The sequence below is a fragment of the Streptomyces sp. NPDC060028 genome (assembly GCF_042736725.1).
GTDB lineage: Bacteria > Actinomycetota > Actinomycetes > Streptomycetales > Streptomycetaceae > Streptomyces.
Genome location: NZ_JBHWVJ010000010.1, coordinates 105,401 through 130,497 on the forward strand (window position 1 = coordinate 105,401; position 25,097 = coordinate 130,497).

Genomic DNA, 25,097 nt, shown 5'->3' on the forward strand with positions numbered 1-25,097 from the left:
GCCTCGTCTCCGATACCGCGCAGCACTGTCCAGAGCGTCCACCTGGATCGGCCCATCTACGGGCCGCAGATGAGTCGGAGCCGGCGGTCCGGGCTACAAGCGGGGCACCGACGCGGGCGTCATCAACCAGGGCCTGTTCTACATGGCCTGGCTGGTCGACCACTGGGACGCATTCCGGCACCTGGTCCGCGACCGGCTCGGGGTTCACGCCGCGGCCCAGGTGCTCTGGAGCGCACCGAGGCTGATCTGCGTGGCCGGCGACTTCACCGGCTACGACATCCACGCCGTCCGCGAGCACCGACACGCCATCGACCTGGTCCGCTACCGCGGCGGATGCAGAACTACGCCTGCCTGGTCCCGCCGAAGAGGGCCAAGCTGCTGGTCTACTTGAAGGCGGACCCGGCGAAGGTCAACCTGGTGCCCGACTTCGCGCGGGACGTGACCGGGCTCGGCCACCACGGCACCGGCGACCTGGAGCTGACGCTCCAGACCGAGCGGGACTTGGAGCGGGCGGCCGAGTATTTTCGGCAGAGTTCGGCAGAGTTCGGCAGAGTTACGCGGTGGCGTAGCCGCACCGCGCCGGGCGAGTGGTGCGTGGGACGCCTGAAGGGGGTGCGGCGGGGTGGTGCCTTTCGATGGTTCGGGCAGGGGTGGCGGGGGAGTATCAATGATCCAGCGATTCCCCGGTTTGGCTGACCGGGGGCTCCTGCTAGGTTCGGCCGCTGCCTTCGCCCGCGTCTGACTGAGCTCCTCGCCAGCATCGATCGAGTGGTCTCCCCTTCCGGAGGCCCGCCCCGCATCCGGTGCATTGTCAAGGCACGCGCTTTGATGACCGGCGGAAGAGTGTCAAGCCCTCTGCGCTCGTCGGGTGCGGCCCTTGTCGACGCCTCTTCTCATCAGTCAACCGCTCCAGTCCTCGCCGTAAGCTCTGCACATCGTGTGAAGGGCCCTGAGGCTGGATGACAAGCCCTGCCGACGGGGTCGGGGAGTGGCTGAAGGATCACCGCTTCGGCCGAATCCCCGTAACCGGTTACGGGCTCGTGCTGTTGAACGGAGCCGATGCCGTAATCCCTGCGGCAGGCCCCCTCCTCTAGGAGATTTCGATGTCGCGTATCGCAAAGGCCGTAGCCGTTACCGCCGCAGCCGCTGCTGTCCTGGCCGGCAGCGCCGGCATGGCCGCCGCGGATGCCACCGCCGAAGGCGCTGCCATCGGCTCCCCCGGCGTCCTGTCCGGCAATGTCGTGCAGGTACCCATCCACGTCCCGATCAACGTCTGCGGCAACACCGTCAACGTCATCGGCCTCCTCAACCCCGCCTTCGGCAACACCTGCATCAACAACAGCGGGAACGACAAGGCCGACCACCACAAGGCCGACCACCACGGCGAGCACTGAGCACCCAAGGCTGACCTGCGAGCAGCCACCACAGTGTCGGAACCTGCAGATCACGCCATCCTCTGAACCAGCCGCAGGGCACAAGCCCTGAGCGCTCCGGCCTCCCCCCCCAGAGGGGAGGCCGGACCGCCGCCGCGGCTCGCCGTGGAAGCGGTGCCGGTACATGGGCAGCGCGTCGATGTCGCTGTCGGTGACCTTGGCGCCGGTGTCGTAGGTGTCTGGGTCGAGTTCGGCGTGGACTTTCACGGCAGCCGGTGCTCGATCTTGTTCCACTTCGAGGTACCCGGCGTCATGTGGCAGGCCGTGGTCCGCGACGAACCAGCGCAGGTTTTCCGGATCAGGTGGCCTGCCGCTCGGGGAATACGCGTGTGGCTTGTGCGATGAGGATCGCGACGTCGTCGTGGTCGTCGGGGGTGCCGCAGGGCTTGCAGGAGCCGTTGGCAGGTGTCGTCCAGAGGCCGGGGTGGTTCGTCGAGGGTGCGCAGGAGGGTGTTCAGGCGTTCGTCGATGGGGTGGTGGCGGGTTTCGACGAGGCCGTCGGTGTAGAGAACGAGCCGGTCGCCGGGGCCGCAGCCCGCGTCCCGGGCGACGGCCAGCGGCAGGGCGCCGATCGAGGCGGGCTGGTCGACCACGACCAGGACCTTCCCGTAGTTCGGCAATCACGTTACGAAGAGCGTTGCCAGCGGACCGGCGCTCCTGCCGTGATTAGCGATCTGCCGGCGCCCTCCGGCCCAGTGACACCCCCCCCGGGCATGTTGCGGCGAGACCCGCCGCCACGAGGCGAGGTAATCACCCGTTGGGCTGGCTCGCAACGGCGAGTCGAGGGTGCGCTCGTCACTACCTCGGCAGCTACTGAAGACGCGCCACCGGCGGAAGGAGTGGATGGCCCAGTCGGGGCTGTCAGCTGTGTTGCCGCCCCAGCCGGTCCACGCCGGCAGGACGTTTCCCTGCTTGACACAGGTGTCGAAGCGCAGGCCTGCCCCGTTGCCGGGGATGGGGGCCGTCCAGTCGATCAGCCGGGATCCGACCTTCAGCGGCCAACCGATCTCTCAAGAGCGGTGGCCGCGACGACGGGCGCGGAGGCCCAGGGAGGGTCTTGGCGCCCACCGTCACGACCCAACCTTGTCACGACACGAGAATTTGTCGATCTGTGTCTCGGTCGGCTTGTGGCCCGTCTCCCATTTTCCGGGCTCGGCCGTGGCGACAGACGGCAGCTGGTCTTTGAAATCACGGGTCCAGTCGGCGGACCTGACGTATTCCTTCAGCGCCTCCCTGAGCTTGCCGCATGCTTCACGGTGCCCCTTGGGCAGGCCGATTCCGTAGTACTGGGCGTCGCTGAGGGTCACGTCGGGGACGACCTCCAGGTCTTTGTGGACCTGGCTGAAGCCGTAGAGGATCAGCTGGTCGGTGGAGACGGCGCGTACCCGGCCCGCCTTCAGTTCGTCTATACAGTCTGTGGCCGTGCGCTTCTGCACAGGCACCATGTGCGGCGCCTCCCGCTTGATCGTGGCCTCCGAGGTCGTGCCCGCCCAGACACAGACGGTCGCGCCATCGAGATCGCTCAGGCTCATGACCGCCGGGCCGCCCTTCTTCACCATGAAGCCCTGGAACGTGATCGCGTACGGTCCTGCGAAGTCATGGGCAGGCTCTCCATTGCTCCCGGTCAGGCGCTCGTTGTTGATGGAGTACGTGGCGACGACCAGGTCGACGGGATGCTCTCCGTCGAGGCTGACCTGCCGAACTGCGGACTCCACGCTCTTGAAGTCGGCCTTCTTGCCCAGGGCCTCCGCGGCCCTCTCGCTGACCCTGATGTCGAAGCCTGAGTACGGCGGGTAACCCTGCTCGGCGTAGCCCGTTCCCGGCTGGTCCACCTTCACGCCGATGCGTACGTCGCCCTCCGGCCAGGACGACCCACACCCGGACACGGCCGTGAGGGCGAGCAGCACGCAACCGGTCAGCGCCGCGGGGAACTTGTGACGTCTCACAGCAACCACCCGTCCTTGTCGTACAGCGCCACGTCCACGAACCGGAGGTCGAGCAGGCAGCCCTTCGCTGCCTCGACCACCGCCCGCAGCCGGACCCCGCCCTGGGTTCCGTGCAGATCGATGTAGCCCATCTCCCCGTCCCTGAGGCGGATCGCCTCGCCGGTCTGTGCGGTGCCGTTCACGACCGGGGCGACGGTGACCGTCGAGTCGACCGCGCACATTCCGGTGGGGTAGTGGTCTGGCAGTTGGGCACGCAGCCGCAGGTGCGAACGGGACGCAGCAGCGTCGACGGTCGCCGTCACCACGGCCTTGTCGGCCAGAGAGCCGTCCCCGTTGACGACCACGGAAACGCTCAGGTCCCCGTGCGCGGACAGCTGCTGATAGCAGAGCGCCGAGAGTGTCGCGCACGCAACGACGCCCAGGGTCAGCGCGCCAACCCACCCGGGCGGCTGCGTGCCGCGCCCGCAGAGTGACCACAGGCACAGCGCGCACAGCACGGCGCAGACGGCCAGTATGACGACGTACCAAGTGCGCTGCGCGCCCGACCCCTTCGGCAGCATGCTGATACCGATCACCAGCCCCACGACCACAACGATCATGGCAACCACCTGGATCCAGGGGCCGCTATACCAGTTGTACGTCACATTCTGAATGCCGGTGCTGGTGTTGACGGCGGTGTTATCGCCGTGCGAGGAGAACTGGGACATCAATTAAACGTGACGTTCTGGGTGCCAGGTCCGCTGTTCACGGCGTTCTTGCCGCCGTACTGGTTGATCTCAGTGTGCGCCGCGGGCTGTCCCAGGGCGTCACGGATGGCGGTCAGGTCCTCTGCGGTCAGGCGTTCCAACAGCGGTCCCAGAACCTCGTCGTCCGGGGCATCGTCGCCCCCACCCCTCAGCACCGCGTCCAGGCCTGGTGCGACGGCCCGGCCCCTGCGGGTCAGCACTCCACGGATTCGGTCGGAGATCTCTGGCCAGGACATCTGGCCCATGATGCCCGCGATCGCGTTCATCGCCGCTGTCGCGCCGGCCACGACAATCTCGTCCGCCATCATCAACTCCCAGTCAGAGCTACATGTTGGCGCAATGGTACGAGCCCGGGGCTGTCCGTCCGGGCAACAACGACAATCCCTGCACCCCACCAGTAACATGGTCAGCACGAACACCACGGTCACCACCGGCTTCTACTGTCCGCACCGGCCAGCCGCAGATCCTGCCCCGTCTCACGGACCTACTACGAATGCAAGCGCCGCGAAGGCAAGAACCACTAGCAGGCACTGAAGTCTCTCGCCCGCCGACGAGCCAACGTTCTACGGGCAATGATCTGCGACGGAGCGTTCCATCAAGCCCCGCCGCCAGTCACATCGGCGGCTAGACAGAAGAATTGGGAAGCCTCTGTCCGGGGAAGAGGCTTGTCCAGGTCCGGGCCTTGAGGCCGTTCTGCCCGTCGGGCCCGGGGGGCAGGCCATCCGCGCTGGCCACATCAGCGTTTGCCGCGGATGCCCCGCATGACGGTGGCCACGGCGGACAGTACGTCCGCCCGGTGCGCGGAATCTGTCCCGTGTGTGGTGATGCGGATGATACGGACGGCTGCGACTGCCAGAATCAGCAGTGTGGCCAGCGAGACAAGCGCACCGATGACCAGGAATTCCATGGCGTGTCCATCCCCTTCGGGCCGTGCTCGCGCCAGGCGAGCGTCGAATGCCCTCATGAAGCCACCAGAGGGACGAGCCCTCTCCCGGGTCCGGAGCCTCCGGATTGCTCGGCGCGTTCGTACAGGTCACAGCCGTAGCTCCGGGGATGTGACCGGACGCTCCGGACAAGCGGTGGTACTGCCCCGGTGGCCGGCACGGGGGGCGGCTGCGGGGGGTCGTCCGTGACGCCGTCGCACGTCCCCGACGAACCTCTGGAGTCCCGGCTGTCGGCGGAGTTGCGTCTCCTGTGGGCCGAGTACAAACGGGTGACCGGCTCGGCAGTCCAAGCCAGGATCGCTCAGGCCACCGGAACCCGCCGGTCCACCCTCAACGACTGGTTCACCGGGGCCAGCACGCCCACCGACTTCGACGCGCTGTGGCCCGTCCTGGAGCATCTGCTCAAGGCTGTGCACCAACGCCGTCCCCTCCCGCCGCTCGGACAGCCGCTCGCCAGGAACGACCTGGAGCGAGCCGCCGTGGACCGCCCCTGGTGGGCCGAACAGCAAGGCCGCTGGGAGGCGTTGCACCGCGATGCCCTGCTCGGCCGGAGCGTGCCGGACCACCTCGTGGTGGACGGTCAGCGGTATGTCACCGAGCCCTTCCCGGACGCAGCCGGCAGCCAGGACTGGGGGACACCTCCCGCGCCGAGCCGCCTGCTGGGCGCCCATCACCACGTGATCGACTTCGTGGGGCGGCACGAGGAGCTGGAGTCCTTGGCGCAGTGGCGTGACGATCCCTCCGTGGCATGGGCCGTGCAGGTGTGCTGCGGCCCAGGAGGTCAGGGCAAGACCCGGCTCGCCCAGCACTTCGCCGCGAAGTCGCAGGCACTGGGCTGGCAGACGGTGACGATACGTCCGCAGAGGCCGTTGTCCGCCCTCCGGCGGCCACGTACGGAGCCCGCAGCGCAGAACGGAACCGGCGGGGCAGCGTTACAGCCGGGCCGTGCGGCGGGCTCCTCGGCAACGGGCCATCGCACGGCGCCGCGCAGACCGGTCAGGCGGCTCGTCGTCATCGACTACGCCGACCGCTGGCCCGTCGACCACCTGCTCGCCGCGCTGGCAGCAGTCCTCGTCTCGTCCCGCGTACGGGTCCTGCTCTTGGCCAGGGCTGCGGACAGTTGGTGGGGCCGGGTGCGAGCCGAACTGGAAGAGGCGGAAATCGCCCACAACGCCTTCCCGCTCGCTCCGATCGCCTCGGGGGAAGCAGAACGCGCGGACCTCTTCGACCGGGCCGTCCGACAGTTCGCCGAGGTGCTGCAATTGCCCGGCGGCGTAACCGCCCGGAAGCCCGCCGGCCTGGCCGAAGACCGCTACGGGCAGGTCCTGGCCATCCACATGGCGGCGCTGGCCGCAGTCCTGGCGCCGACGGAGGGAAGCCACGCGGACGACGCCTCGGGTCCCCCCTCACCGGGACCGGAAATCCCGGGGGGCCTCTCGGCGCTCCTGCTCAGGCGCGAACAGGCGTACTGGCGTTCTCTGGTCGCCATCGATCCGGGTGGGGTGCGAACGGCGGATCTGGAACGCACCGTGTTCATTGCCACCCTCACCCGCTCGACCCCCTACGACGAAGCGGTGGACGCGGTGGCACGCGCACTGGAGGTGACGCGCGCTGAGGCCAGAGTGGCGGTCGAAGCCCACTCGGCCTGCTATCCGTCGGAGACATCGGTACTCGAACCCCTTCTCCCGGACCGTTTGGGCGAGGACTTCCTGGCGCTGGTCCTCCCGGGCCGGACATCGGTGGACTACACACCTGAACGCCTCACTCCCCAGTGGTCGCAGGACGCCTTGCCACACATCCTCCACGTACCCGCCACTCCCCGGGCGGTACGGGTGCTGCCCGAGGAACTGTTCGGACGGCTGGCGGCGGGGCCTGAGGCCGGCCGCGCACACGCCCGCGACCGAGCCGCGCGCACCCGTGTGCAAGAAGGACTCGGCATGCTGGTCGAGGCGGCAGCGCGGTGGCCGCACGTTGCCGAGCGGCACCTCAACACCCTTTTCGGCACGTGGCCCGGACTCGCTTTCGCGGCGAGCGGCCCGGTCGTGGCCAGATTCGCCGCTTTGGCGGAGGCGAGCCCTGAGGCCCTCGGGCGCATCTACCTCCTGCTGCCCTGGGGAAACGCCGAGTTCGCCGATGCCGCTGCCGCGGCACTCGAACGGTGCCTGCCGAGCCTGCTGTCATTGGGTCCCGAACCGGAGCAGCACGCCTTCCTGCTCCTGGAGTTCAGCCGCCGGCTCAGCTTCGCCGGTCGCCTCCACGAAGCGGCCGACGTGGCCGTCGAGGCGGTCGCGATCCTGGAGCGGGAAGCGGTCACCGCATCGTCCCCCCACCCCGGGCTGGCGGACGCCCTGCGTCAACTGGCCCAGATCCGCGCGGAGTCCCAGGAGCTCGAGCAGGCCATCGAAGCCGGGGAGCGCGCACTGGAGCTCCACGAGGCGCTGGCCGCTGAAGAGCCGCCCGCGGACGTCCTGGCACACAGCGCCGCACTCGTGCTCGTTGCCACCCTCCTGGTCCAAGTCGACCGGCATGCCGATGGCCTGCCGAGAGCGCAGAAGGCCGTCCGCCTGCTGGAGGCTGTTTCGAGCGAATGGCCTCGGTTGCCTGAGCCGGAGCACCAGGCGCGGCTGGCCGAGGCACTGACGGTGCTGGGCGCGATCCAAGCGGACCTCGGGTCGGCGAGCGAGGCCGCTCTCAGCAACTCGGCTGCCGCGGACCTGTACACAAGCCTCCCCGCGCACATCCTCGTATCATGGCAGGGTCACGTGCTCGCCAATCTCAACAACCGTGCCGTGCTGCTTTCCCGGACGGGGCGGGTCTCCGAGGCAGTCGAGGCGGCTGACATGGCGGTCGTCCTGGCCGAGCGGATGTACGGGGAGCGCCCGGATCTGCACGAGGCGGACCTTGCACGACTGTTGACGCTGCGCTCAGGTTTGCGCTGGCAGGAGGCTCCGGCCGATGCCGAGAAGGACGCCGGACGCGCCGCCGGGCTGTTGGCGGCGCGCATCGAGTCCCCGTGGCGCTCGCGGGAGCGGACCACCTACATGTGGGCCCTGATCAACCAGAGCCTGGCCCTGTCGGAGCTCGGCCGCCACGAGGATGCCTTGCGCCTCACCGAGAGTGCACGGTCGGCCGTCGTCCGTCTCTTTCCCGCGCGTTCGCCGGTGCTGCCCTCGACCAGCATGACGGTCGCCCACGTCCTCGCCACCTTCGCCGGAATCAGGCTCGAAGCCGGGAGGCAACTCGACCGGGCCCGGGAAGCGGCCGAAACCGCCTGCTCCCTCTACGCGTTGCTGCCTCCGGAGTCGGCCGCCCGGATCAGCGCGGAGATCGCCGACTGCACGGTGACCCGCGACCGGCTGCGTGTGCCGGCCGAGGACACGGGAGGAGGGCCCGGTCCTGTCTGACCCCTGCCCCACCCCCCGCTCCCACCGTTGGGGTGGGGCCGACCGGGCGGCGTCCGGCGCGGCCCGTCACGCGGCCTCCGGTGGCGGTGGCTCCTCTTCCCCCGTGCCGTTCGGGTCATCCTCCGTGCCGAACATCCGCTGCCACAAGGCCGCCGCGCCCATGCCGGCTGCGCCGCCGCCGGCCGCGCCCGCGGCAGCCGCCGCGACCGCCGGCGTCATGACGGCGATCGCGGCCGGCCACAGCGGCGGGACCGCCACGAACCCGAAGGCGAGCCCGACGAGGGCGCCTCCCAGTGCACCGGCCTTGCCGGCCTTCTTCATCCGCTGCCGCATAGTTTCCGTCGGCTTCGGGGGGTGGGTTGTGCCGGCGTTGCTGCGTGCCCGGGCCGCTTCGGGGCCGGATGAGGAGAGGGTGACCGCCAGGCTGGCGGGCGCCCGGAAGGCGCCGGCCGATCTGGTGATGCGTCTACGCCGAGCGGTGTCGCCGCCGTGCGGGCCGCGGCGCCGTTCGGGCTGATCCGAAGGGCGGCCGTCAGCTCCGCCGTCTGGTCGACGACTGTCAGCACCCTGCGCAGCGCCGCTCCGGCCAGGGGAATGTTGGGCATGATTCCGCCCTACCCGGCGCTACCACCTTCCATGCCGCGACGGCTCTTGACCAGGCGCGCGCCCGGCGGACGACTCGCTGAACGCGGGGATCGGCGGGCCTTGCGGCAGCAGCTGGGTCAGGACGAAGGACGCGACCGCCGCCAGCATCACGACCGAGACCGTCTCCGCGTTGCCCAGCAGGAGGACGACCAGGACCACGCTGCTGACGGGCAGCCGCAGTGCCGCGGTGACTGCCGCCGCCATCCCGGCCGCCATCGCCGGGACCAGGCCGAAGCCGGGCAGTGGTGCCAGCAGGGCGCCGGCCGCCCCGCCCAGGAACAGCGCGGGGAAGACGGGGCCGCCCCGCAGGCTTCCCAGGCAGAGCGAGTACGCGAGGGCCTTGAACACCAGCACCGCAATGAGGGCGCCCACCGGCCAGGCGTGCGGGTCCTGGGCCAGCTCGCCCAGCGTGGCCTCCCCGGACATGGCGACCTCGGACGGCGAACGGCCGGTGACGACCGTGTAGAGGGCGGTGCAGCCTGCCGCGCCGAGCGCGCAGAGAGTGGTGTTCCGTACCGTCCAGGACGACACGAATCCGGCTGCGAACCTCCCGCCCACGAAGACCACGTGGATCAGGAGTGCGAGGGCCGGCGCCATCGGCAGCACCCACAGCACGTCCCCCGCGTCGAGCGGCGGCGCCTTGGGCAGGCCGATGTCCAAACTCCCGGTCGGCAGGCCGGTCCAGTGGACGCACCCGGTGAACACCAGTGCCCCGACTCCGCTGGACAGCAGGGCCGGCAGCATCACCGCGAACAGCTGTGGCCCGCCCACTCCGGCCACCTCCATCAGCAGCACCGCGCCCACCACCGGGTTTCCGAAGAGCGCGGAGATGGCTGCTGCGGCGCCGGCCGCGCTGAGCAACGCCGTACTCGCCTCGGTCTGGGGCGCCCGTACCAGGCTCGCGAAGAGCAGGGCCGTACCGCCGCCCAGGGCGATCAGCGGTGCCTCGGGGCCCAGCACGGCGCCGAGCGGCAGGCTGAACAGGGCGGCGATGACGACACCGGCCAGCGCGTTCTTCGTGGTCCCGCCCGCGTGCAAGCCGGCCGCCGGGATGTGCCCGCCCCGTCCGGGAAGCCGCGTGACGATCAGACCGACGGCCACTCCGGCCACCAGCAGCAGGGGGAACCCCCACCACCAGGGGGGCTGTTCCCAGCCCAGATCCTTGGGCCAGTCCGTCCAAACCAGCCGTTCCAGCTGGTGGATCGCCACGAGGAACCAGAACGCGATCAGCGACACCGGAATGCCGATCAGGCCGCAGAACAACAGTGCCTTGCGGTACTCCGGCCGGCGCAGCATGTTCTGCAACTGGTCGGCTTCCTGGGGCTGACTCGCCGAGGCGGCCCCGGTGCCTTCCGACTTCGTCCCGGCGATGGGGTCCTCCTGGGCTCAGCGGCTCGACGGGCGATTCCCCCCCATATCGGGCGAGGCTATCCGGTTTGTCATCCGCTGACCGTCGCCACGCCGCCCAGTGCGGCGGGGGCGTCGGTTCGGTGCCGCGCACCACGAGCACGGCCTCGGCCGCATCCTCGCGCGGCCGTCGCCGGGCCACCGCCGATCACGTGAGGGGTGCCGCCCCGCGTGTAGCCCGACCGTGGGACCTGCCCCGGCCGAAACGGGGCTGCATGGCGCGCCGCTGCGTCCCGCCACGGCGCGGGGTGGTTTCGTCTGTGCCCGGGCCGGTGGCCGCTCTCGTGCGCCCGTTGCGGGGACGACTGAGGGCCGGCCCTTCTCCATGCGTCGCCGGTCCGGCCTTCCTGCTGCGGGTGGGCGCTCCGTTCAACGTGCCTAAGGAGAGATCGTGCCTACCAGAGGTGACACGAACCGCGCGGCCGGGTCCATGCAGTTGCTCAGAGGCCAGAAGGCGCTGGTGACGGGTGCCAACTCGGGCATCGGCCTGGCGACCGCCGTCGCCCTGGGCCGGGCCGGAGCGGACGTCGTGGTCAACTACGTCGTCGGCGCGGACGAGGCGGAGAAGGTCGCGGCGCAGATCAGGGACTTCGGCGTCCGTGCCTACGCCCATGAGGCCGATGTGTCCGACGAGGACCAGGTGGTCGCCATGGTGGCCCGGATGGTGGAGGAGTTCGGCACCATCGACATCATGGTGGCGAACGCCGGCCTCCAACGGGACGCGGCCCTGACGGAGATGACGCTCGCCCAGTGGCAGAAGGTCATCGACGTCAATCTGACCGGCCAGTTCCTCTGCGCCCGGGAGGCCGCCAAGGAGTTCGTGCGGCGCGGCGTGGTGGAAGAGGTGTCCCGGTCGGCCGGGAAGATCATCTGCATGAGCTCGGTCCACCAGATCATTCCGTGGGCGGGACATGCCAACTACGCCTCCTCCAAGGGAGGTGTGGGCATGCTGATGCAGACGCTCGCCCAGGAGCTGGCTCCCCAGCGGATCAGGGTCAACGCGGTCGCACCCGGCGCGATCCGCACACCGATCAACCGCGACGCCTGGGCCACCCCCGAGGCCGAGGCCGATCTCCTGCGGCTGATCCCGTACCGCCGCGTGGGTGACCCGGACGACATCGCCAACGCCGTCGTCGCCATGGCCTCCGACCTTCTCGACTACGTCGTCGGCACCACGCTCTACGTCGACGGCGGGATGACGCTCTTCCCCGGCTTCGCCACCGGAGGCTGACCGCCCGTACGGGACCCGGGCAGCCGGGCGACGTGCAGTCGAGCGCACACGCAGGCCGGACAGTGCGTCATGCAGGTGAGGACAGATCCGCGGTGCCCCTCCGTCCGCGTCACGGCCCTCTCAGCCCCCGCCGTCCGCGGGCAAGACCAATGAGGCACACATGTTCAGCACAGTGATCCACCTGGCGGAAGCGCCGCCCCAACTCATGCCGGCTCGTGAACTGATGGCCTTCACCCTCGGTTCGCACATCCTGCTGGTCCCCTTCGGAGTGGCGCTGCCGTTCATCACGCTGTTGATGCATTACCGGGGGCTGCGCCGGGGCGACCCCGTCGCGCTCAAGCTGGCGCGGCGATGGTCCGCGGTGATGGCCGTTCAGTTCGCCATCGGCGTCGTCACCGGCACGGTGCTGTCCTTCGAACTCGGTCTGCTGTGGCCCGGCATGATGGGGCGCTGGGGCGACGTCTTCGGACTCGGGTTCGGCGTCGAGGCGTGGGCGTTCTTCCTGGAAGCCGTGCTGATCGCCGTCTACCTCTACGGATGGCGCCGTCTGAAGCCGTGGACCCACTTCTGGCTGGGTGCGCCGTTGCCGCTCGCGGCCCTGATGGGGGCGTTCGGAATCATCGCGGCCAATGCCTGGATGAACACCCCGCGGGGGTTCAGCCTTGACAGCCAGGGCAAGCCCGTAGACGTCGATGTACGACAGGCGATCTTCACGCCGATGTTCGGCCCGGAGTACTGGCACTTCGTGGTCGCGATGTTCATGACCGCCGGGTACGTGGTCGCCGGGGTGTACGCCGTGGGCTGGCTGCGCGGGCGGCGCGACCGGTACCACCGGCTCGGCTTCACGCTGCCGTTCACCGTGGCCGCGATCCTCACGCCCGTCCAGTTCATGGTCGGCGACTCCGCCGCCCGCGCCGTCTTCCACAAGCAGCCGGTCAAATTCGCCGCCACGGAACTCGTCTGGGATACCGACACGCACGTCCCGGAGTACCTGTTCGGACGGCTGAACAGCGACGGGACGATCTCCGGCGGAATCAAGATCCCCCAGCTGGACTCGATCCTCGCCGGCTTCAAGCCGAGTACCCAGGTGACCGGGCTGACGGCGGTGCCGGAGTCCGACCGGCCCACCGCCGTCCAGGCCACCATCGCCCACTGGGCCTTCGACATCATGGTCACCGTCGGCAGCCTGCTGATCCTGCTCGCGCTGTGGTACGGGTGGAGCTGGCTGCGGCACCGGGAGCTTCCCCGCAGCCGCTGGTTCTTCCGCTGCGCCGCCGTCGCCGGAGCCGCGTGCCTGCTCACGGTGGAGTGCGGCTGGATCACCACGGAGGTGGGTCGTCAGCCCTGGATCGTGTACAACCAGATGCGGGTCTCGGAGGCGGTGACCGGCACGCGCGCCGGATCTCTGTGGGCGATGCTCGGCCTCGTCGTCGTCGTGTACGTGATGGTGTTCGGCGCGTTCATCGCCGTCGTCCTGAAGATGCGCACGCGCTGGCGCATCGCCGACGAGACTCCGGCCGCCGCGCACGGCGCACCGGCCCCGGAGGCCGACACCCCCTACGGACCCAGAAATGATCCCGGGGCCGCGGCCGGCGGAGCAGTGTCCGCCGGCGGCTGCGACCGAAACGTTGGGGGTGCGTCCTGATGGCGGAATTCATCGCCGGGGTGCTGGTGGTCGTCATCGCGGCGTACGCCTGTGGTGGAGGTACCGACTACGGCGCGGGTTTCTGGGACCTCCTGGCCGGCGGCGCGGAGCGCGGCAAGAGGCCCCGCTGGCTGATCGATCACGCGATGGCGCCCGTCTGGGAGGTCAACAACGTTTGGCTGATCTTCATCTTCGTCATCATGTGGACCGGCTTCCCGACGATGTTCCAGGCCGTCTTCGAGGCGATGTGGCTGCCGCTCGCGCTCGCGGCCGTCGGCCTGGTCCTCAGGGGCGCCGGGTTCGCCCTGCGCAAGCCGACCCACCGACTGGCCCAACGGCGCATCTACGGTGCGGCGTTCGCGATCTCCTCGCTCGTCACGCCCTTCTTCCTCGGAGCGGTGCTCGGCGGCATCGCCGCCGGACGGGTCGCGGTCGGGACGACCGCCTCCGCGGACGCCTGGGCCAACCCGACCTCGGTCCTCACGGGCTTGCTGGCCGTCGCCGCCGCAGCGTTCCTCGGAGCGGTGTACCTCTGCTCCGACGCCCGCCGGTTCGGCGCGGACGACCTCGTCGACTACTTCCGCCTCCGGGCGCTGCTCGCCTTCGCCGCGGTCGTCGTGCTCGCGCTCATCGCCCTGCCCGTCACCCACCACCAAGCCCGGCACGTCTGGGACGGCCTCACCGGGGGCCCGGGACTGCTGCTGGTCATCCTCGCCGCCGTCTGCGGGCTGGCCACGGTGTTCCTTCTGGTACGCCGCTCCTACGGCTGGACCCGCTACACCTCCGCGGCGAGCGTGGCCCTCACCGTCGGCGCCTGGGGCTTCGCGCAGCGGCCCTACCTGCTGCCCACCTCGCTGACGGTGGCCGACGCCGCGGGCGCCCCTGCCACCCTGCACTGGCTGGTGATCGTCACGGGCATCGCGATCGTGCTGGTCGGCCCTGCGCTGGTGCTGCTCTACCGGCTCGACACACTGGGCCGGCTGGAGCCCCTCACCGACGCCGACACCCAGGCGGCCGGAGCGCCCGGGGACGACGCGTAGCCGGGGCTCCCCGGCCCTGTCGCGGCGCCTGCCGCGTACGTCAGCGCATCCGCTCGATGAGGCGGTCGCCGACCCGCAGGGCGTTGGCGATGGCGGTCAGTGACGGGTTCACCGCGCCGATGCTGGGGAAGAAGCTCGTGTCCACGACGTAGAGGTTGTCGAGGTCGTGGGCCTTGCAGTCGACGTCCAGGGCCGAGCTGCGCGGGTCGGAGCCGAACCGCACCGTGCCGGCCTGGTGGGCGGTGGCCCCGATGGGCATGCCCTTGTGGAGGTAGATGCTGTGCGGCAGCAGGTGGTGTTCGTGCATGCCCAAGTGTCCGAGCATCCCTCTGAGCTTGTGCTGGAGGCGCTTGAGCCCGGCGATGTTGTTCTTCTCGTCGAGGGCCAGGTGGATGTCGCCGTTCTTGTCGAGGGTGACGCGGCTGTCGGACAGCGGCAGGTCCTCCCCGCAGAGCCAGAAGTCGACGGCATGGTGCGCGAGCATCTCGAACGGCATGTCCGGGGCGACCGCGCCGGCCCAGCGCGGTGCCTCGCCATGGATCTGATCGGCGTCCGACTTGCCCAGCATCTGGATGCCGCCGAGCGGGAAGTCCCAGTCGTCCGCCCCGAGGTACCAGTCGTTGAGCGCCAGTGTCTTCTGGAACTTGGTGGGGTTCGGTTCCTTCGACACCGCCATCAGCGCCAGGTTGTTGTGCCGCATGTAGTGGCGCCCCACGACGTCCGAGCTGTTGGCCAGGCCGGCGGGGTGTTTGTCGTTCGCCGAACGCAGCAGCAGGGCCGCGGAGTTGACCGCCCCGCAGGCGACGACGACGATGTCGGCGCTGAACGCCGCCGTCGACCCGTCGCCGAGCTCGGTGACGACGCTCGTGACGGTGCGCCCGGTCGGGTCGGTCTCCAGACGCCGGACGTTGGCGCCCGTCACCATCGTGACGTTGTCGTACGCCAGCGCCGGATCGACGCAGATCACCTGGGCATCGGACTTCGCACCCATCAGACAGGGGAAGCCGTCCACCCGGTCGCAGCGGATGCACACGCTGTCGTGGGTGGCCCGGCCGTTCTCGTCCTGGGTCAGGTTCACCCCGATGGGCAGGTGGAAGGGGTGGAGCCCCTTCTTCTCCAGGTCGTCGCTGAGCTGCTGGATGCGCGGCTCGTGCTCCACCGGGGGGTGGGGGTACTGGCCGCTGGCCGGGCCCTCCGTCGGATCCTCGCCGTGCCGTCCGTGTACGAGATAGAGCTGCTCCGCCTCCGTGTAGTACGGCTCCAGGTCCTCGTAGCGGATCGGCCAGGCCGGCGAGAGGCCGTCGTGGTGGCGCAGCTCGCCGAAGTCCTCGGGACGGAGGCGGAAGAGCGCGGCGCCGTAGAACTTGGTGTTGCCCCCGACGTAGTAGTTGACCTCCGGGGGAAACGCGTCGCCGTGCTTGTCGTACCAGAACTCGGGGGCGCGGTACTTGCCCTTGACGAAGACGGCCGTGGAATCCCAGTTGTCCCGTTCGCGGGGCAGGTAGTCGCCGCGCTCCAGGATCAGGATCCGTTTGCCGGTGGGGGCCAGCCGGTGGGCGAGCGTGCCGCCGCCCGCTCCCGTACCGATGATGATGACGTCGTAGTGCTGATCGTCGGCCATGCGGGGTTCCGTTCCAGGAGTTGTCGGTTGCCCCCGCCGTAGCGTCCACCCGAAGGGCCCGTGGTGTGCGTGTCGAAGCAGCCCCCGCACACCCCCGCATACGTGGGACATTCCGTGCCGATCCGACGCTATCCGGCAATCTGGGCGGCAGCCACCGCAGGGCGTCGGTCGAGGTCCTCTTCACCCGATCGCCCGCACCGCGTGCGCCGCCTCGTCGACGATGCTTGGCGCACCGGCCGTCGCGTCCAGGGTCACCCCGGGCTCGTCGGGCTGCAGCGGTTCGAGGGCGGCGTACTGGGAGTCCACCAGCAGTGCGGGCATGAAATGGCCCCGGCGTCCGCCGATCCGCTGTGCGGCGGAGGCCCGGTCGAGCGCGAGGTACAGGAACAGGACGCCCGCGCCCGCTCGGCGGAACAGATCCCGGTACTCGCGCTTGAGTGCCGAGCAGGCCATGACCCCGCCCTGGCCGGAGGTCGTCACATCCCGGATCCAGTCGGCGAGGGACAGCAGCCACGGCCGGCGATCCTCGTCGTCGAGAGGCCGGCCGGCGGCCATCTTGGCGCGGTTCGCGGCCGAGTGGAAGTCGTCCGCCTCCGCGAAGGGCACCGCCAGGCGGTCGGCAAGCAGCCGTCCGATGGTGGACTTCCCCGCTCCCGACACACCCATGACGACCACGACGGGCGGCACCGAGGATGCTGCTCCCACGACATTCCTCCCTGGCCGCGTCCGACCGGCTCGAACCGGCCTCAGAACACGGCGATCGGATTGACCGGTGAGCCGGTGGCCTCCGGCAGCCTCAGCGGGGCGATGACGCAGAGGAACGACCAGCGCCCTTCCTCCTCGCAGACCGCCACGAGGTCCTCGAACTGCAGGTAGTCCAGAAGGTGGAGGCCCATGGCGTGGATCGCCAGCACGTGCACGGGGAAATCGACGCCCTCGGTGGAACTCGGCGCGGTGTCGTGGTTTCCGTCGCTGCCGAGCACCGCGACCCGCCGGTCCCGCAGAAACTCCACCGCGGACGGATGGAGTCCGGCGCGCAGGTCCGCCGCGTGCCACGCACCCAGCTCGGCGCGGCGCCGGCGGTGGCCCACCCGGACGAAGAGGAGGTCGCCCTCGTTCACCCGGACGTGCTGGGCGCGCTCCGCCGCGGTGAGGTCGTCAACGGTCACGTGATCGCCCGGTTCGAGCCACGGCACCCCGCGCAGCCGCGGAATGTCCAGCAGTACGCCGCGGCCGACGATTCCGTCGCGAGCCACCTCGATGGACAGCGCCGTGGCGCCGCTCGCCGTGACGCTGTTCGCGTCCACGCCGCCGTACAGCGTGCCGTCGTAGATCACGTGACACAGCGCGTCGACATGGCTGTCGGCGTCCCCGTGAACGTTCATCGCGAAGCGGTCCGTGGCGAACTGGAGCCCGGTGGATTCGATCCCACCCCGTACGGCGCCGGTCATGACGTGCTCGCACGGCTCGGGATCGTCGGGCCCCCGCTCCGTCTCCACCTGCGCCGCCATCGTCACCGTCCGGCCGGACCGCACCTCGGCTGCCGCCGCCAGCACGTGGCGCGGCGTGATGTCCTCAAGGGCGCCGCGCTGCGGGGCGCCGGGGAGGGTGCCGGCTCTGCGGCGGACGCGTGCGTAGAGCGCGGCGAACTCGGCCGCGCTCAGCCGCGGTGGTCCCGCGGGAGAGGCCGGCGTGAGCATGGTCAGCGTCCCTGTTCCTCGTCGAGCGCCCTGTCGAGGGTGGTGGCGGCCAAGATGAGGGACAGGTGGGTGAACGCCTGGGGGAAGTTGCCCAGTTGCTCCCCACTCGGACCGACCTCCTCGGCGAAGAGGCCGACGTGGTTGGCGTAGGTCTGCATCTTCTCGAAGGTGTACCGGGCCATGGGCAGTCGCCCCGCCCGGGCCAGCGCGTCCACGTAGAGGAACGTGCACAGACTGAAGGTGCCTTCCGAGCCGCGCAGCCCGTCCGGCGAGGCCGCCGGGTCGTAGCGGTAGACGAGGCTGTCGGAGACGAGCTTGCGCTCCATCGCGTCCAGCGTGGACAGCCAGGCCGCGTCCTTGGGGGCGATGAATCCGACCCTGGGCATGAGCAGGAGGGAGGCGTCCAGGACGTCGTCGCCGTCGTAGTGCTGGACGAAGGAACGCTCCTTCTCGCTCCAACCACGCTGCATGATCTGCTCGAAGATGGCGTCCCTCGCCGTGCGCCATCGCTCCAGGTCGGCGGGCCGCCGGAAACGCTCGGCGATCTGCAGCCCCTGGTCGAAGGCGACCCAGGACATCAGCCGGCTGTAGGTGAAGTCCTTCCGGCCGCCGCGGGTTTCCCAGATGCCCTCGTCCGGACGGTCCCAGGCTCCGGCGAGCCAGTCCAGAGCGTTCGTCAGCGTCTTCCATCCCTTGTAACTGGCCTGCTGGGCGATCTCGTACCCCTGGGACAAGGCGTAGAGCGCCTCGCCGTAGATGTCGAGCTGGAGCTGGTCGGCAGCGCCGTTGCCGATGCGGACCGGGGCGGAGCCCCGGTAGCCCTCGAAGTGGTCGAGTGTCTCCTCCAGCAGGTCGGGGTCGCCGTCGACGCGGTACATCGTCTGGAGAGGCTCTCCCTCCTTGCCCTCGCGCTCGCCCAGCCTCTCCACCAGCCAGTGGACGAAGGCGGTGGCCTCCTCGACGAAGCCGAGGTCGAGCATCGCCCGAACGGACAGAGCGCCGTCGCGCACCCATGTGAACCGGTAGTCCCAGTTGCGCTCTCCGCCGACCTGCTCGGGCAGACCCATCGTGGCCGCCGCGACCAGGGCGCCGGTGGGAGCGTAGGTGAGGAGCTTGAGGGTGATCACCGAGCGGTGCACCTGTTCGGGCCAGCGGCCCCGGTAGCGGGACTGGCGCAGCCAGTTCTGCCAGAACCCGGCGACGTGCCAGAACTGCGCGGTGACGTCCTCGACCGTGGGCGGCGGGGGCGCCCCGCCGCCGGACGCGCACACGGTGAAGACGGCGCCGCCGGACTCACCGGCGTTCAACCTCACCCTGCCCCGCACGTCCTGGCCCTCCCGCTCCAGCGGGAAGGTGGCCTGCAGGTGCGCATCGATGCCGGGAGCCCGGAACACGGCGCTGGTGTCGCCGAGTTCGAGCTGATGTTCGGCCCGGCCGTAGTCGAAGCGCGGCCGGCAGTCGAGCTTGAAGTCGACGGACCCCCGCACGCAGCGCACCCCGCGGACCAGGGTGTGCCGGTCGGTGGCGGTGCGGGTCTGGTCCGGAGTCATGAAGTCGATCACTTCGCCCACGCCGTCCGGCGACATGAAGCGGGTCACCAGGATGGCCGTGTCGGTGTAGTAGAGCTGTTTGCAGGTCGCGTCCGGGTGCTCGGGAGCCAGCTCGAAGTATCCACCGCCGTCGTGGTCGAGCAGGGCGGCGAAGATGCTGGGGGAGTCGAACCTGGGAGCGGCGAACCAGTCGACGACACCCTTCGAGGAGATGAGGGCGGCGGTCTGCAGGTCGCCCACCAGTCCGTGCTCGGCGATGGGTGGGTAGCGGTCCATAGGTCACTCCGGAGGCTCGGCAGATGCTCCTGCAGATTCACCATCGCTCACCCCGGTCGTCCTCGCCACGCCATGGCGACGTGCTCGGGTTGCCGACCTCCCGCCCGGCGGGCGTTACTGACTGGGCCGGCCCGGGGTACGCGGGCCCGAGCTCGACGATTCGCACCGTGGCGCCTTCCGTGCGGCCGACGGCCGAACGATGGAGGTGGTCCATGGAGATGATCCACGTCCGGCTGGTGAGCCCCCCTGACCTCACCCCGAGTGCGCTGGAGCTGCTGGCCGACGAACGCTACGTGTTCAACCTGGTCGTTCTCCCCGGCCTGGCGCACAATCCCGACGGCGACGCGGTCGAGTGCGACATCCTGGCGGGCGCGGCCAACACCCTGCTGGGCGGTCTGCGCGAGCTGGAACTCGACCACCGTGGATCCATCGTCATCGAGCCGGTCGAGATGGCTCTCTCGGCCACCGCGGCCAAGGCGGAGGAGCAGCAACTGGGGGCGCTGGCGCACACACCGATCTGGGAGGAGGTCGAGGCGCGCATTCGCGCCGAGGGCACCTACCTGCCGAGCTTCTACGTCTATCTGACCATCGCGGGCGTCATCGGGGCGGTGGGGATCCTGACCAACTCCCAGATCCTGATCGTCGCGGCGATGGTCGTCGGACCGGAGTACGGCGCCATCACGAGCGTCGCGCTGGGCATCAACCACGGCAACGGAGTCAGGATCCGGCAGGGCCTCTTCGCCCTGACCGCGGGATTCTCACTGGCCGTCGTGGTGACGTTCCTGTTCTCGTGGGCGATCCGGGGCCTCGGATTGCAGCCCAGGGCGTTCGACCTGGGCATCAGGCCGGTCTCGACACTGATCGACGCCCCCAACGTCTTCTCCGTCGTCGTCGCGGTGCTGGCCGGCATCGTCGGGATCATGTCGCTCACCCAGTCCAGAACGAGCGCACTGCTCGGCGTCTTCATCTCCGTCACCACCATCCCCGCTGCCGCCGACATCGGCGTCTCCTGCGCGTTCTCCAGCTGGAGGGAGGCGCGCGGATCCCTGTTCCAGCTCCTGCTGAACATCGTGCTGCTGATCCTGGTGGGCGTGCTCACGCTCAGGTTCCAACGGGCTGTCTGGCGACGACTCGGCCAACGCGGCATTCGCGCGCGGGGCGGGTAGGGCATCGGCTGCCCGTGGCGCGAGCGGGCGAAAGGCCGAGCGACCCTGCCCGCGGCAACGTGTCGCGCTTGACCGGCCCGGCGTGCAGCCGCATGCTCCGGACGGAGGCCGCTATCACGAGCCACGACCACGCCCGCGTCTCGGATCGTCACCCGGGCGGACCAAGGAGGCCATGCGTGCAGGAGAGCCGCACCGGACGCCAGCTGACGCTCCGACACGGCTCGCACGAGGTCGTCGTCGTCGAGCTGGGCGCTGCGCTCCGGTCGTACACCGTCCGTGAACGCGCCGTGATCGACGGATTCGCGGCACAGGACCTGATCACCGCAGGCCGCGGCCAGATCCTCGTGCCGTGGCCCAACAGGATCAGGGACGGCCGGTACCGCTGGGAAGGGCAGGAGCTGCAACTGCCGCTCACCGAGCCGGCCGCCGGCAACGCCCTCCACGGGCTGCTCCGCTGGCTCTCCTGGCGGGTGGTGGAGGAGAGCGACAGCCGGGCCGTACTGGAGGTGCAGCTCTGGCCGCAGCCGGGCTATCCGTTCCACCTCCATGTCGGTGTCGAGTACACCCTCGGTGACGGTGGTCTGGAGGTAGCCGTCACGGCGCGCAACCTCGGCGCGATCGCCGCACCCTACGGCTTCGGCCAGCACCCCTACGTCACGGCGGGCACCGCGGCCGTCGACGAGGCGGTGCTGACCGTTCCCGCACGGACGCGGCTGATCACCGACGAGCGTGGTCTGCCCGTGGCCGCCGAGCCGGTCGCCGGGACGGCGTACGACCTGCGTGCACCGCGAGCGGTCGGAGCGCTTCGACTGGACACCCCCTTCGGCGACCTGGACCGGGACAAGGACGGGCGGGCCGTGGTCCGCCTGGCCCACCCGTCGGGCGCCGTCGGTACGGATGTATGGCTCGGGCCGGGTGCCGACTACGTGCAGCTCTACACCGGCGACACCCTGCCACCGGGGGAGCGGCGTCGCGCGATCGCCGTCGAGCCCATGACCTGCCCGCCGGACGCCTTCCGCAGTGGCACGGGGCTCGTCGCTCTGGCGCCCGGCGCGCGCCACACCATCCATTGGGGGATCACGCCGTGGGGGGAGTGAGGCGTGGTTCTCGATCCGCCTCCTCGTCCGGCTGGGGGATCCCGCTCGTCCTGGTGATCGCTGCTGCCCCGGCCGCTCCGCAGACCGCCGTCCGTCCCCTCCCCGCCGAGGACAGAGCCCGTCGGTCGCACGGCTGACCGGCAGACCACATCGGAGGGCCTGACAGTGACGACGAACGAGGTGCTCATCGGCCTGGGTCTGACGGTGGTCCTCGCCGTCGGATCCCAGATCCTGGCCCGGAGCCTGCGCATTCCGGCCCTCATCGTCCTGCTGCCGGTGGGCTTCGCCGCCGGCGCGCTGGTCGACGAGATCAACCCCGAGCGGCTGTTGGGGGAGGCCTTCTCCCCTCTCGTGTCACTGGCCGTCGCAGTGATCCTCTACGACGCCGGCCTCGGGCTGGACCTGGCGAAGCTGAAGGGGCACACCCGCCGTGTCGTCGTCAGGCTGCTCTGGACCGGTGTCCTGATCACCTGGTTGCTCGGCAGCCTCGTCGCCGCACCGTTGCTGGGCGTGTCCCAGCAGGCGGCCGTCATGATCGGCGCGATCCTCGTGGTCTCGGGGCCGACCGTCGTCGGACCGCTGCTCGCCTTCGTGCGGCCCAAGGACCGGCTCCAGCACGTCCTGGTCTGGGAGGGCTCCCTCATCGACCCGGTCGGCGGCATCCTGGGAGCGCTGGTCTTCCACGCGGTCGTGGCGACCACCGGCCGCAGTGTCGTCAGCGGGGCTGCGGGCTTCCTGGTCAGCGCGGGCGTCGGCGTTGCCGGGGGAGTGCTCGGGGCGTTGCTGCTGTGGGGACTGCTGCGGGTGCTGCGGCTCGGCGAGATGCTCGGCACCACGGCGCAGCTCGCCGCGGTGATCGCAGTGGCGGCGCTCTGCGATGTCCTGCGCGAGGACACGGGCCTCATCGCCGCGGTGGTCATGGGCCTGGCCGTCTCCAACGTTCTGGGCGTGGACGTCCGGGCACGCCGACCGTTCTTCGAGACCCTCGTCAGCTTGATCCTCGGCCTGCTCTTCATCTCGATCTCGGCCACCGTCACCCCGCACTCGCTGCTCCATGTGGGGTTGCCCGCGCTCGGTCTCGCGGCAGTCCTCGTACTGCTCGTCAGACCCCTGGTCGCCGCGGTCTCCACGATCGGCACGGATCTGACGCGCGGTGAGCGGTGCTTCGTCGGCTGGATGGCGCCGCGCGGTATCGTCGCGGCCGCCACTGCGTCGACGTTCTCGGCCGACCTGGTGGCCAACGGGATCGGTGGCGCGTCGAAGATCCTGCCGGCCACGTTCGTCGTCATCGTCGCGACCGTGACGCTCTACGGCCTGACCGCCTCGACCGTGGCCCGGCGCCTGGGCGTGGTGCGCCCCTCCCGCTCGCGACCCCTGCTGGTCGGCGGAGACCCCTGGGTGATCGACCTGGCTCTCGCCCTGCGGTCGGCGGGGCCGCAGGCACTGATGTGGTCGGGGGACGACCAGCAGCGCGAACGCATCACGCAGGCGGGGGTCGAGCTCGCCCCCGGCGGGCTGCTGGCCAGCGCCAGCGGCGAGGGCGCCGAGCTGGAGGGCATCACGGGGGTGTTCTTCCTTACCGCCGAAAACCACTTCAACGCACTGGCGGCGACCGTTCTGAGCGGCAGCGTGGAGGGGGAGGTCCACCGCCTCCGTGCACCGCAGGAGAGCCATGGCGTGGTGGCACCGTTCATCGGTGGCGAGGCCCTGTTCGGCGCGGACATGACCTGGTCGTACTTCTCCCGCAGTTACGAGGACGGGGCGGCCGTCCGGGCGCAGCCCGTCGGCGGTGCCCTGCCGCCCGGCTCTGACCTGCTGTTCCTGGTGCGGCTGGACGGCCGCCTCGATCCGGTCACGGTGGACGCCAGACCGCCGTCGCAACCGGGGGACACGCTCGTACTGCTGGTGCCCGGAGAGCCAGGGCACGGCGCATCCGCCGGACCAGGCCCTGACCGGTGACGTACGGCCTTCTCCCCTACGCCTGAGGCCCGTCGAGGCCTGACGCTTCGGAAGGCGTGGAGTACGGAGCGTGTCGGCCACGCCGCCGTGTTCACCCGGTCTACGGTGGGATCCAAGATCCCGGCCTCGAGTCCGAGCGAGCGAGCGAAGAACGGTCGTCGAGGCAGCCGCCGCCCCACGCCTTCACTTTTCGAGGAGCCGCAGATGAGCGCGACATCATGGGCGACCGTCGTCCCCCGCCGTGCCGTCGCCGCGGCCGCGGAAGGCCTCCCGCTGCACGACACTCGGGACTCCGCCGGCGCGGACCGCGCACTCGTCGCCCGCAGCCCCCGGCGTCCGGTGACCGCGCCGGACAGCGCGATCTGACGCCGCCACCGAGCCCGGGCAGCAGTCGGCCGTGAGCGGACACAACCCCTCCGATACGGACCGTGCGAGTAATCCGCACGAGCCGGAGCCGCAGCCTGCGGTGGACGGCGAGACCCGCTGGCCGATGGCCGCAGCAGTCATCGCTTCCGCGGTGCTGACCCTGCTGCTGCCCGACGACTTGCGCCTGGGGCCCCGGTGGGCGCTTCCCCTCGCCGAAGGACTGCTCCTGGTGGCGCTGATCTCGGGCGACCCCGTTCGGATCGGCCGCCGCTCGGCTGCCTTGCGCGCAGTGTCGATCGCCCTGGTCACCGTGTTGGCGTGCGGCGCCATCTGGTCAACCGTCCAGCTGATCGACGACCTTGTCCACGGTGGGAGCGAGACCAACTCCGCCGGTGCCCTCCTGCTGGCAGGCGGCAGCGTTTGGGCCTCCACCGTCCTCGCGTTCTCCCTGCTGTACTTCGAACTCGACAGCGGCGGGCCGGCCGCGCGGGCCCACCGTATGCCCCGCACCCCCGCACTCGCCTTTCCCCAACACCTGAGCCCCGAACTGAACGCCTCGCACTGGCGCCCCCGTTACATCGACTACCTCTACCTCGGCTTCACCAATTCCACCGCGTTGAGTCCCACCGACGTCATGCCCCTCGCCCCCTGGGCCAAGGTCGTCATGACCCTCCAGTCCATCGTCTCCCTGGCCATCCTCGGCCTCGTGTCCAGCGCCACCGTCCGTACGGGGCTCAGCTCGTGGCCGAGATGGGTCGACAGGTCGGGGGCGAAACCGAACCCGGCGCTCACGGAGTCGGCGTAGTCGGCCAGTTGCGCGGAGCTCGGACGCCAGGAGTCCGGGTCGAAGCCGAGGCGGACGCGGCCGCCGGGTATCAGGGCGAACGCCCGGCCGCCCCGCTCGATCCGTACCCGGTGCAG

At 70.2% G+C, this 25,097-nt stretch carries 20 protein-coding genes and 2 pseudogenes; 11 read left to right on the forward strand and 11 right to left on the reverse strand.

Translation table 11 applies throughout. The features are described from left to right. Nucleotides 1–94: 94 nt before the first annotated feature. A pseudogene (locus tag ACFWBF_RS08250) lies at nt 95–540 on the forward strand (transporter); the annotation flags it as partial. 563 nt (nt 541–1,103) lie between these two features. Further along, nucleotides 1,104–1,394: a chaplin gene (locus ACFWBF_RS08255; protein ID WP_385597042.1), complete on the forward strand. Its 291-nt coding sequence runs from the start codon at nt 1,104–1,106 to the stop codon at nt 1,392–1,394. 138 nt (nt 1,395–1,532) lie between these two features. Here the strand turns inward: ACFWBF_RS08255 and ACFWBF_RS08260 are convergent. The 5 genes and pseudogenes from ACFWBF_RS08260 to ACFWBF_RS08280 all read right to left on the reverse strand — a co-directional run. After that, nucleotides 1,533–1,699, reverse strand: a pseudogene (locus tag ACFWBF_RS08260) (ISAzo13 family transposase); the annotation flags it as partial. A gap of 804 nt (nt 1,700–2,503) precedes the next feature. Next, nucleotides 2,504–3,340 carry a transporter substrate-binding domain-containing protein gene (locus ACFWBF_RS08265; RefSeq protein WP_385597045.1) on the reverse strand — a complete coding sequence of 279 codons (837 nt, stop codon included), beginning with the start codon at nt 3,338–3,340 and terminating at the stop codon, nt 2,504–2,506. A gap of 35 nt (nt 3,341–3,375) precedes the next feature. After that, on the reverse strand, nt 3,376–4,086 hold the full coding sequence (locus tag ACFWBF_RS08270) for a hypothetical protein (RefSeq protein WP_385597048.1): 711 nt from the start codon (nt 4,084–4,086) through the stop codon (nt 3,376–3,378). Next, on the reverse strand, nt 4,086–4,433 hold the full coding sequence (locus tag ACFWBF_RS08275; RefSeq protein ID WP_385597051.1) for a hypothetical protein: 348 nt from the start codon (nt 4,431–4,433) through the stop codon (nt 4,086–4,088). The genes ACFWBF_RS08270 and ACFWBF_RS08275 overlap by 1 nt, the downstream gene beginning before the upstream one ends. A gap of 428 nt (nt 4,434–4,861) precedes the next feature. Further along, nucleotides 4,862–5,032, reverse strand: a complete 171-nt coding sequence (locus ACFWBF_RS08280; RefSeq protein ID WP_385597054.1) for a hypothetical protein — start codon at nt 5,030–5,032, stop codon at nt 4,862–4,864. 222 nt (nt 5,033–5,254) lie between these two features. Here ACFWBF_RS08280 and ACFWBF_RS08285 point away from each other — a divergent pair, with 222 nt between their 5' ends. Next, nucleotides 5,255–8,473 carry a hypothetical protein gene (locus ACFWBF_RS08285; RefSeq protein WP_385597057.1) on the forward strand — a complete coding sequence of 1,073 codons (3,219 nt, stop codon included), beginning with the start codon at nt 5,255–5,257 and terminating at the stop codon, nt 8,471–8,473. Nucleotides 8,474–8,539: 66 nt separating this feature from the next. Here the strand turns inward: ACFWBF_RS08285 and ACFWBF_RS08290 are convergent, their stop codons facing one another. Then, nucleotides 8,540–8,794, reverse strand: a complete 255-nt coding sequence (locus tag ACFWBF_RS08290; protein WP_385597060.1) for a hypothetical protein — start codon at nt 8,792–8,794, stop codon at nt 8,540–8,542. A gap of 303 nt (nt 8,795–9,097) precedes the next feature. Then, on the reverse strand, nt 9,098–10,414 hold the full coding sequence (locus ACFWBF_RS08295) for a chloride channel protein (protein ID WP_385597113.1): 1,317 nt from the start codon (nt 10,412–10,414) through the stop codon (nt 9,098–9,100). Nucleotides 10,415–10,955: 541 nt separating this feature from the next. Between ACFWBF_RS08295 and ACFWBF_RS08300 the strand changes: the two genes are divergently transcribed. The 3 genes from ACFWBF_RS08300 to ACFWBF_RS08310 all read left to right on the forward strand — a co-directional run bounded on the left by ACFWBF_RS08300 (nt 10,956) and on the right by ACFWBF_RS08310 (nt 14,441). After that, nucleotides 10,956–11,756: an SDR family oxidoreductase gene (locus ACFWBF_RS08300; protein ID WP_385597115.1), complete on the forward strand. Its 801-nt coding sequence runs from the start codon at nt 10,956–10,958 to the stop codon at nt 11,754–11,756. Between the two features lie 160 nt (nt 11,757–11,916). Continuing rightward, nucleotides 11,917–13,401 carry a cytochrome ubiquinol oxidase subunit I gene (locus tag ACFWBF_RS08305; protein ID WP_385597062.1) on the forward strand — a complete coding sequence of 495 codons (1,485 nt, stop codon included), beginning with the start codon at nt 11,917–11,919 and terminating at the stop codon, nt 13,399–13,401. Continuing rightward, nucleotides 13,401–14,441, forward strand: a complete 1,041-nt coding sequence (locus ACFWBF_RS08310) for a cytochrome d ubiquinol oxidase subunit II (RefSeq protein ID WP_385597065.1) — start codon at nt 13,401–13,403, stop codon at nt 14,439–14,441. Before ACFWBF_RS08305 ends, ACFWBF_RS08310 begins: the two co-directional genes overlap by 1 nt. Nucleotides 14,442–14,481: 40 nt before the next feature. Here ACFWBF_RS08310 and ACFWBF_RS08315 read toward each other — a convergent pair whose 3' ends face one another. From ACFWBF_RS08315 to ACFWBF_RS08330, 4 genes are all read right to left on the reverse strand, one after another. Beyond that, a complete protein-coding gene (locus ACFWBF_RS08315; RefSeq protein ID WP_385597067.1) occupies nt 14,482–16,062 on the reverse strand; it encodes a GMC oxidoreductase in 1,581 nt (526 codons plus the stop codon). Between the two features lie 180 nt (nt 16,063–16,242). Further along, the gene (locus tag ACFWBF_RS08320) at nt 16,243–16,767 is read right to left on the reverse strand and encodes a gluconokinase (RefSeq protein WP_385597070.1); all 525 of its coding nucleotides are present in this window, start codon (nt 16,765–16,767) and stop codon (nt 16,243–16,245) included. 41 nt (nt 16,768–16,808) lie between these two features. After that, nucleotides 16,809–17,762 (reverse strand): cyclase family protein, encoded by a 954-nt coding sequence (locus ACFWBF_RS08325; RefSeq protein ID WP_385597073.1) that lies wholly within the window; start codon nt 17,760–17,762, stop codon nt 16,809–16,811. 2 nt (nt 17,763–17,764) lie between these two features. Beyond that, nucleotides 17,765–19,588, reverse strand: coding sequence for a glycoside hydrolase family 15 protein (locus ACFWBF_RS08330; RefSeq protein WP_385597077.1), 1,824 nt, complete (start codon nt 19,586–19,588; stop codon nt 17,765–17,767). 212 nt (nt 19,589–19,800) lie between these two features. Between ACFWBF_RS08330 and ACFWBF_RS08335 the strand changes: the two genes are divergently transcribed. The 5 genes from ACFWBF_RS08335 to ACFWBF_RS08355 all read left to right on the forward strand — a co-directional run bounded on the left by ACFWBF_RS08335 (nt 19,801) and on the right by ACFWBF_RS08355 (nt 24,981). Continuing rightward, nucleotides 19,801–20,754 carry a DUF389 domain-containing protein gene (locus tag ACFWBF_RS08335; protein ID WP_385597080.1) on the forward strand — a complete coding sequence of 318 codons (954 nt, stop codon included), beginning with the start codon at nt 19,801–19,803 and terminating at the stop codon, nt 20,752–20,754. 176 nt (nt 20,755–20,930) lie between these two features. Continuing rightward, nucleotides 20,931–21,851 carry an aldose 1-epimerase family protein gene (locus ACFWBF_RS08340; RefSeq protein WP_385597083.1) on the forward strand — a complete coding sequence of 307 codons (921 nt, stop codon included), beginning with the start codon at nt 20,931–20,933 and terminating at the stop codon, nt 21,849–21,851. A gap of 165 nt (nt 21,852–22,016) precedes the next feature. Further along, nucleotides 22,017–23,810, forward strand: a complete 1,794-nt coding sequence (locus ACFWBF_RS08345; protein ID WP_385597086.1) for a cation:proton antiporter — start codon at nt 22,017–22,019, stop codon at nt 23,808–23,810. A 204-nt stretch (nt 23,811–24,014) separates the two neighbouring features. Further along, complete coding sequence (locus ACFWBF_RS08350; RefSeq protein ID WP_385597089.1) at nt 24,015–24,176, forward strand: hypothetical protein; 162 nt, start codon at nt 24,015–24,017, stop codon at nt 24,174–24,176. Nucleotides 24,177–24,207: 31 nt separating this feature from the next. Beyond that, complete coding sequence (locus ACFWBF_RS08355) at nt 24,208–24,981, forward strand: hypothetical protein (RefSeq protein WP_385597093.1); 774 nt, start codon at nt 24,208–24,210, stop codon at nt 24,979–24,981. Nucleotides 24,982–25,097 lie beyond the last annotated feature (116 nt).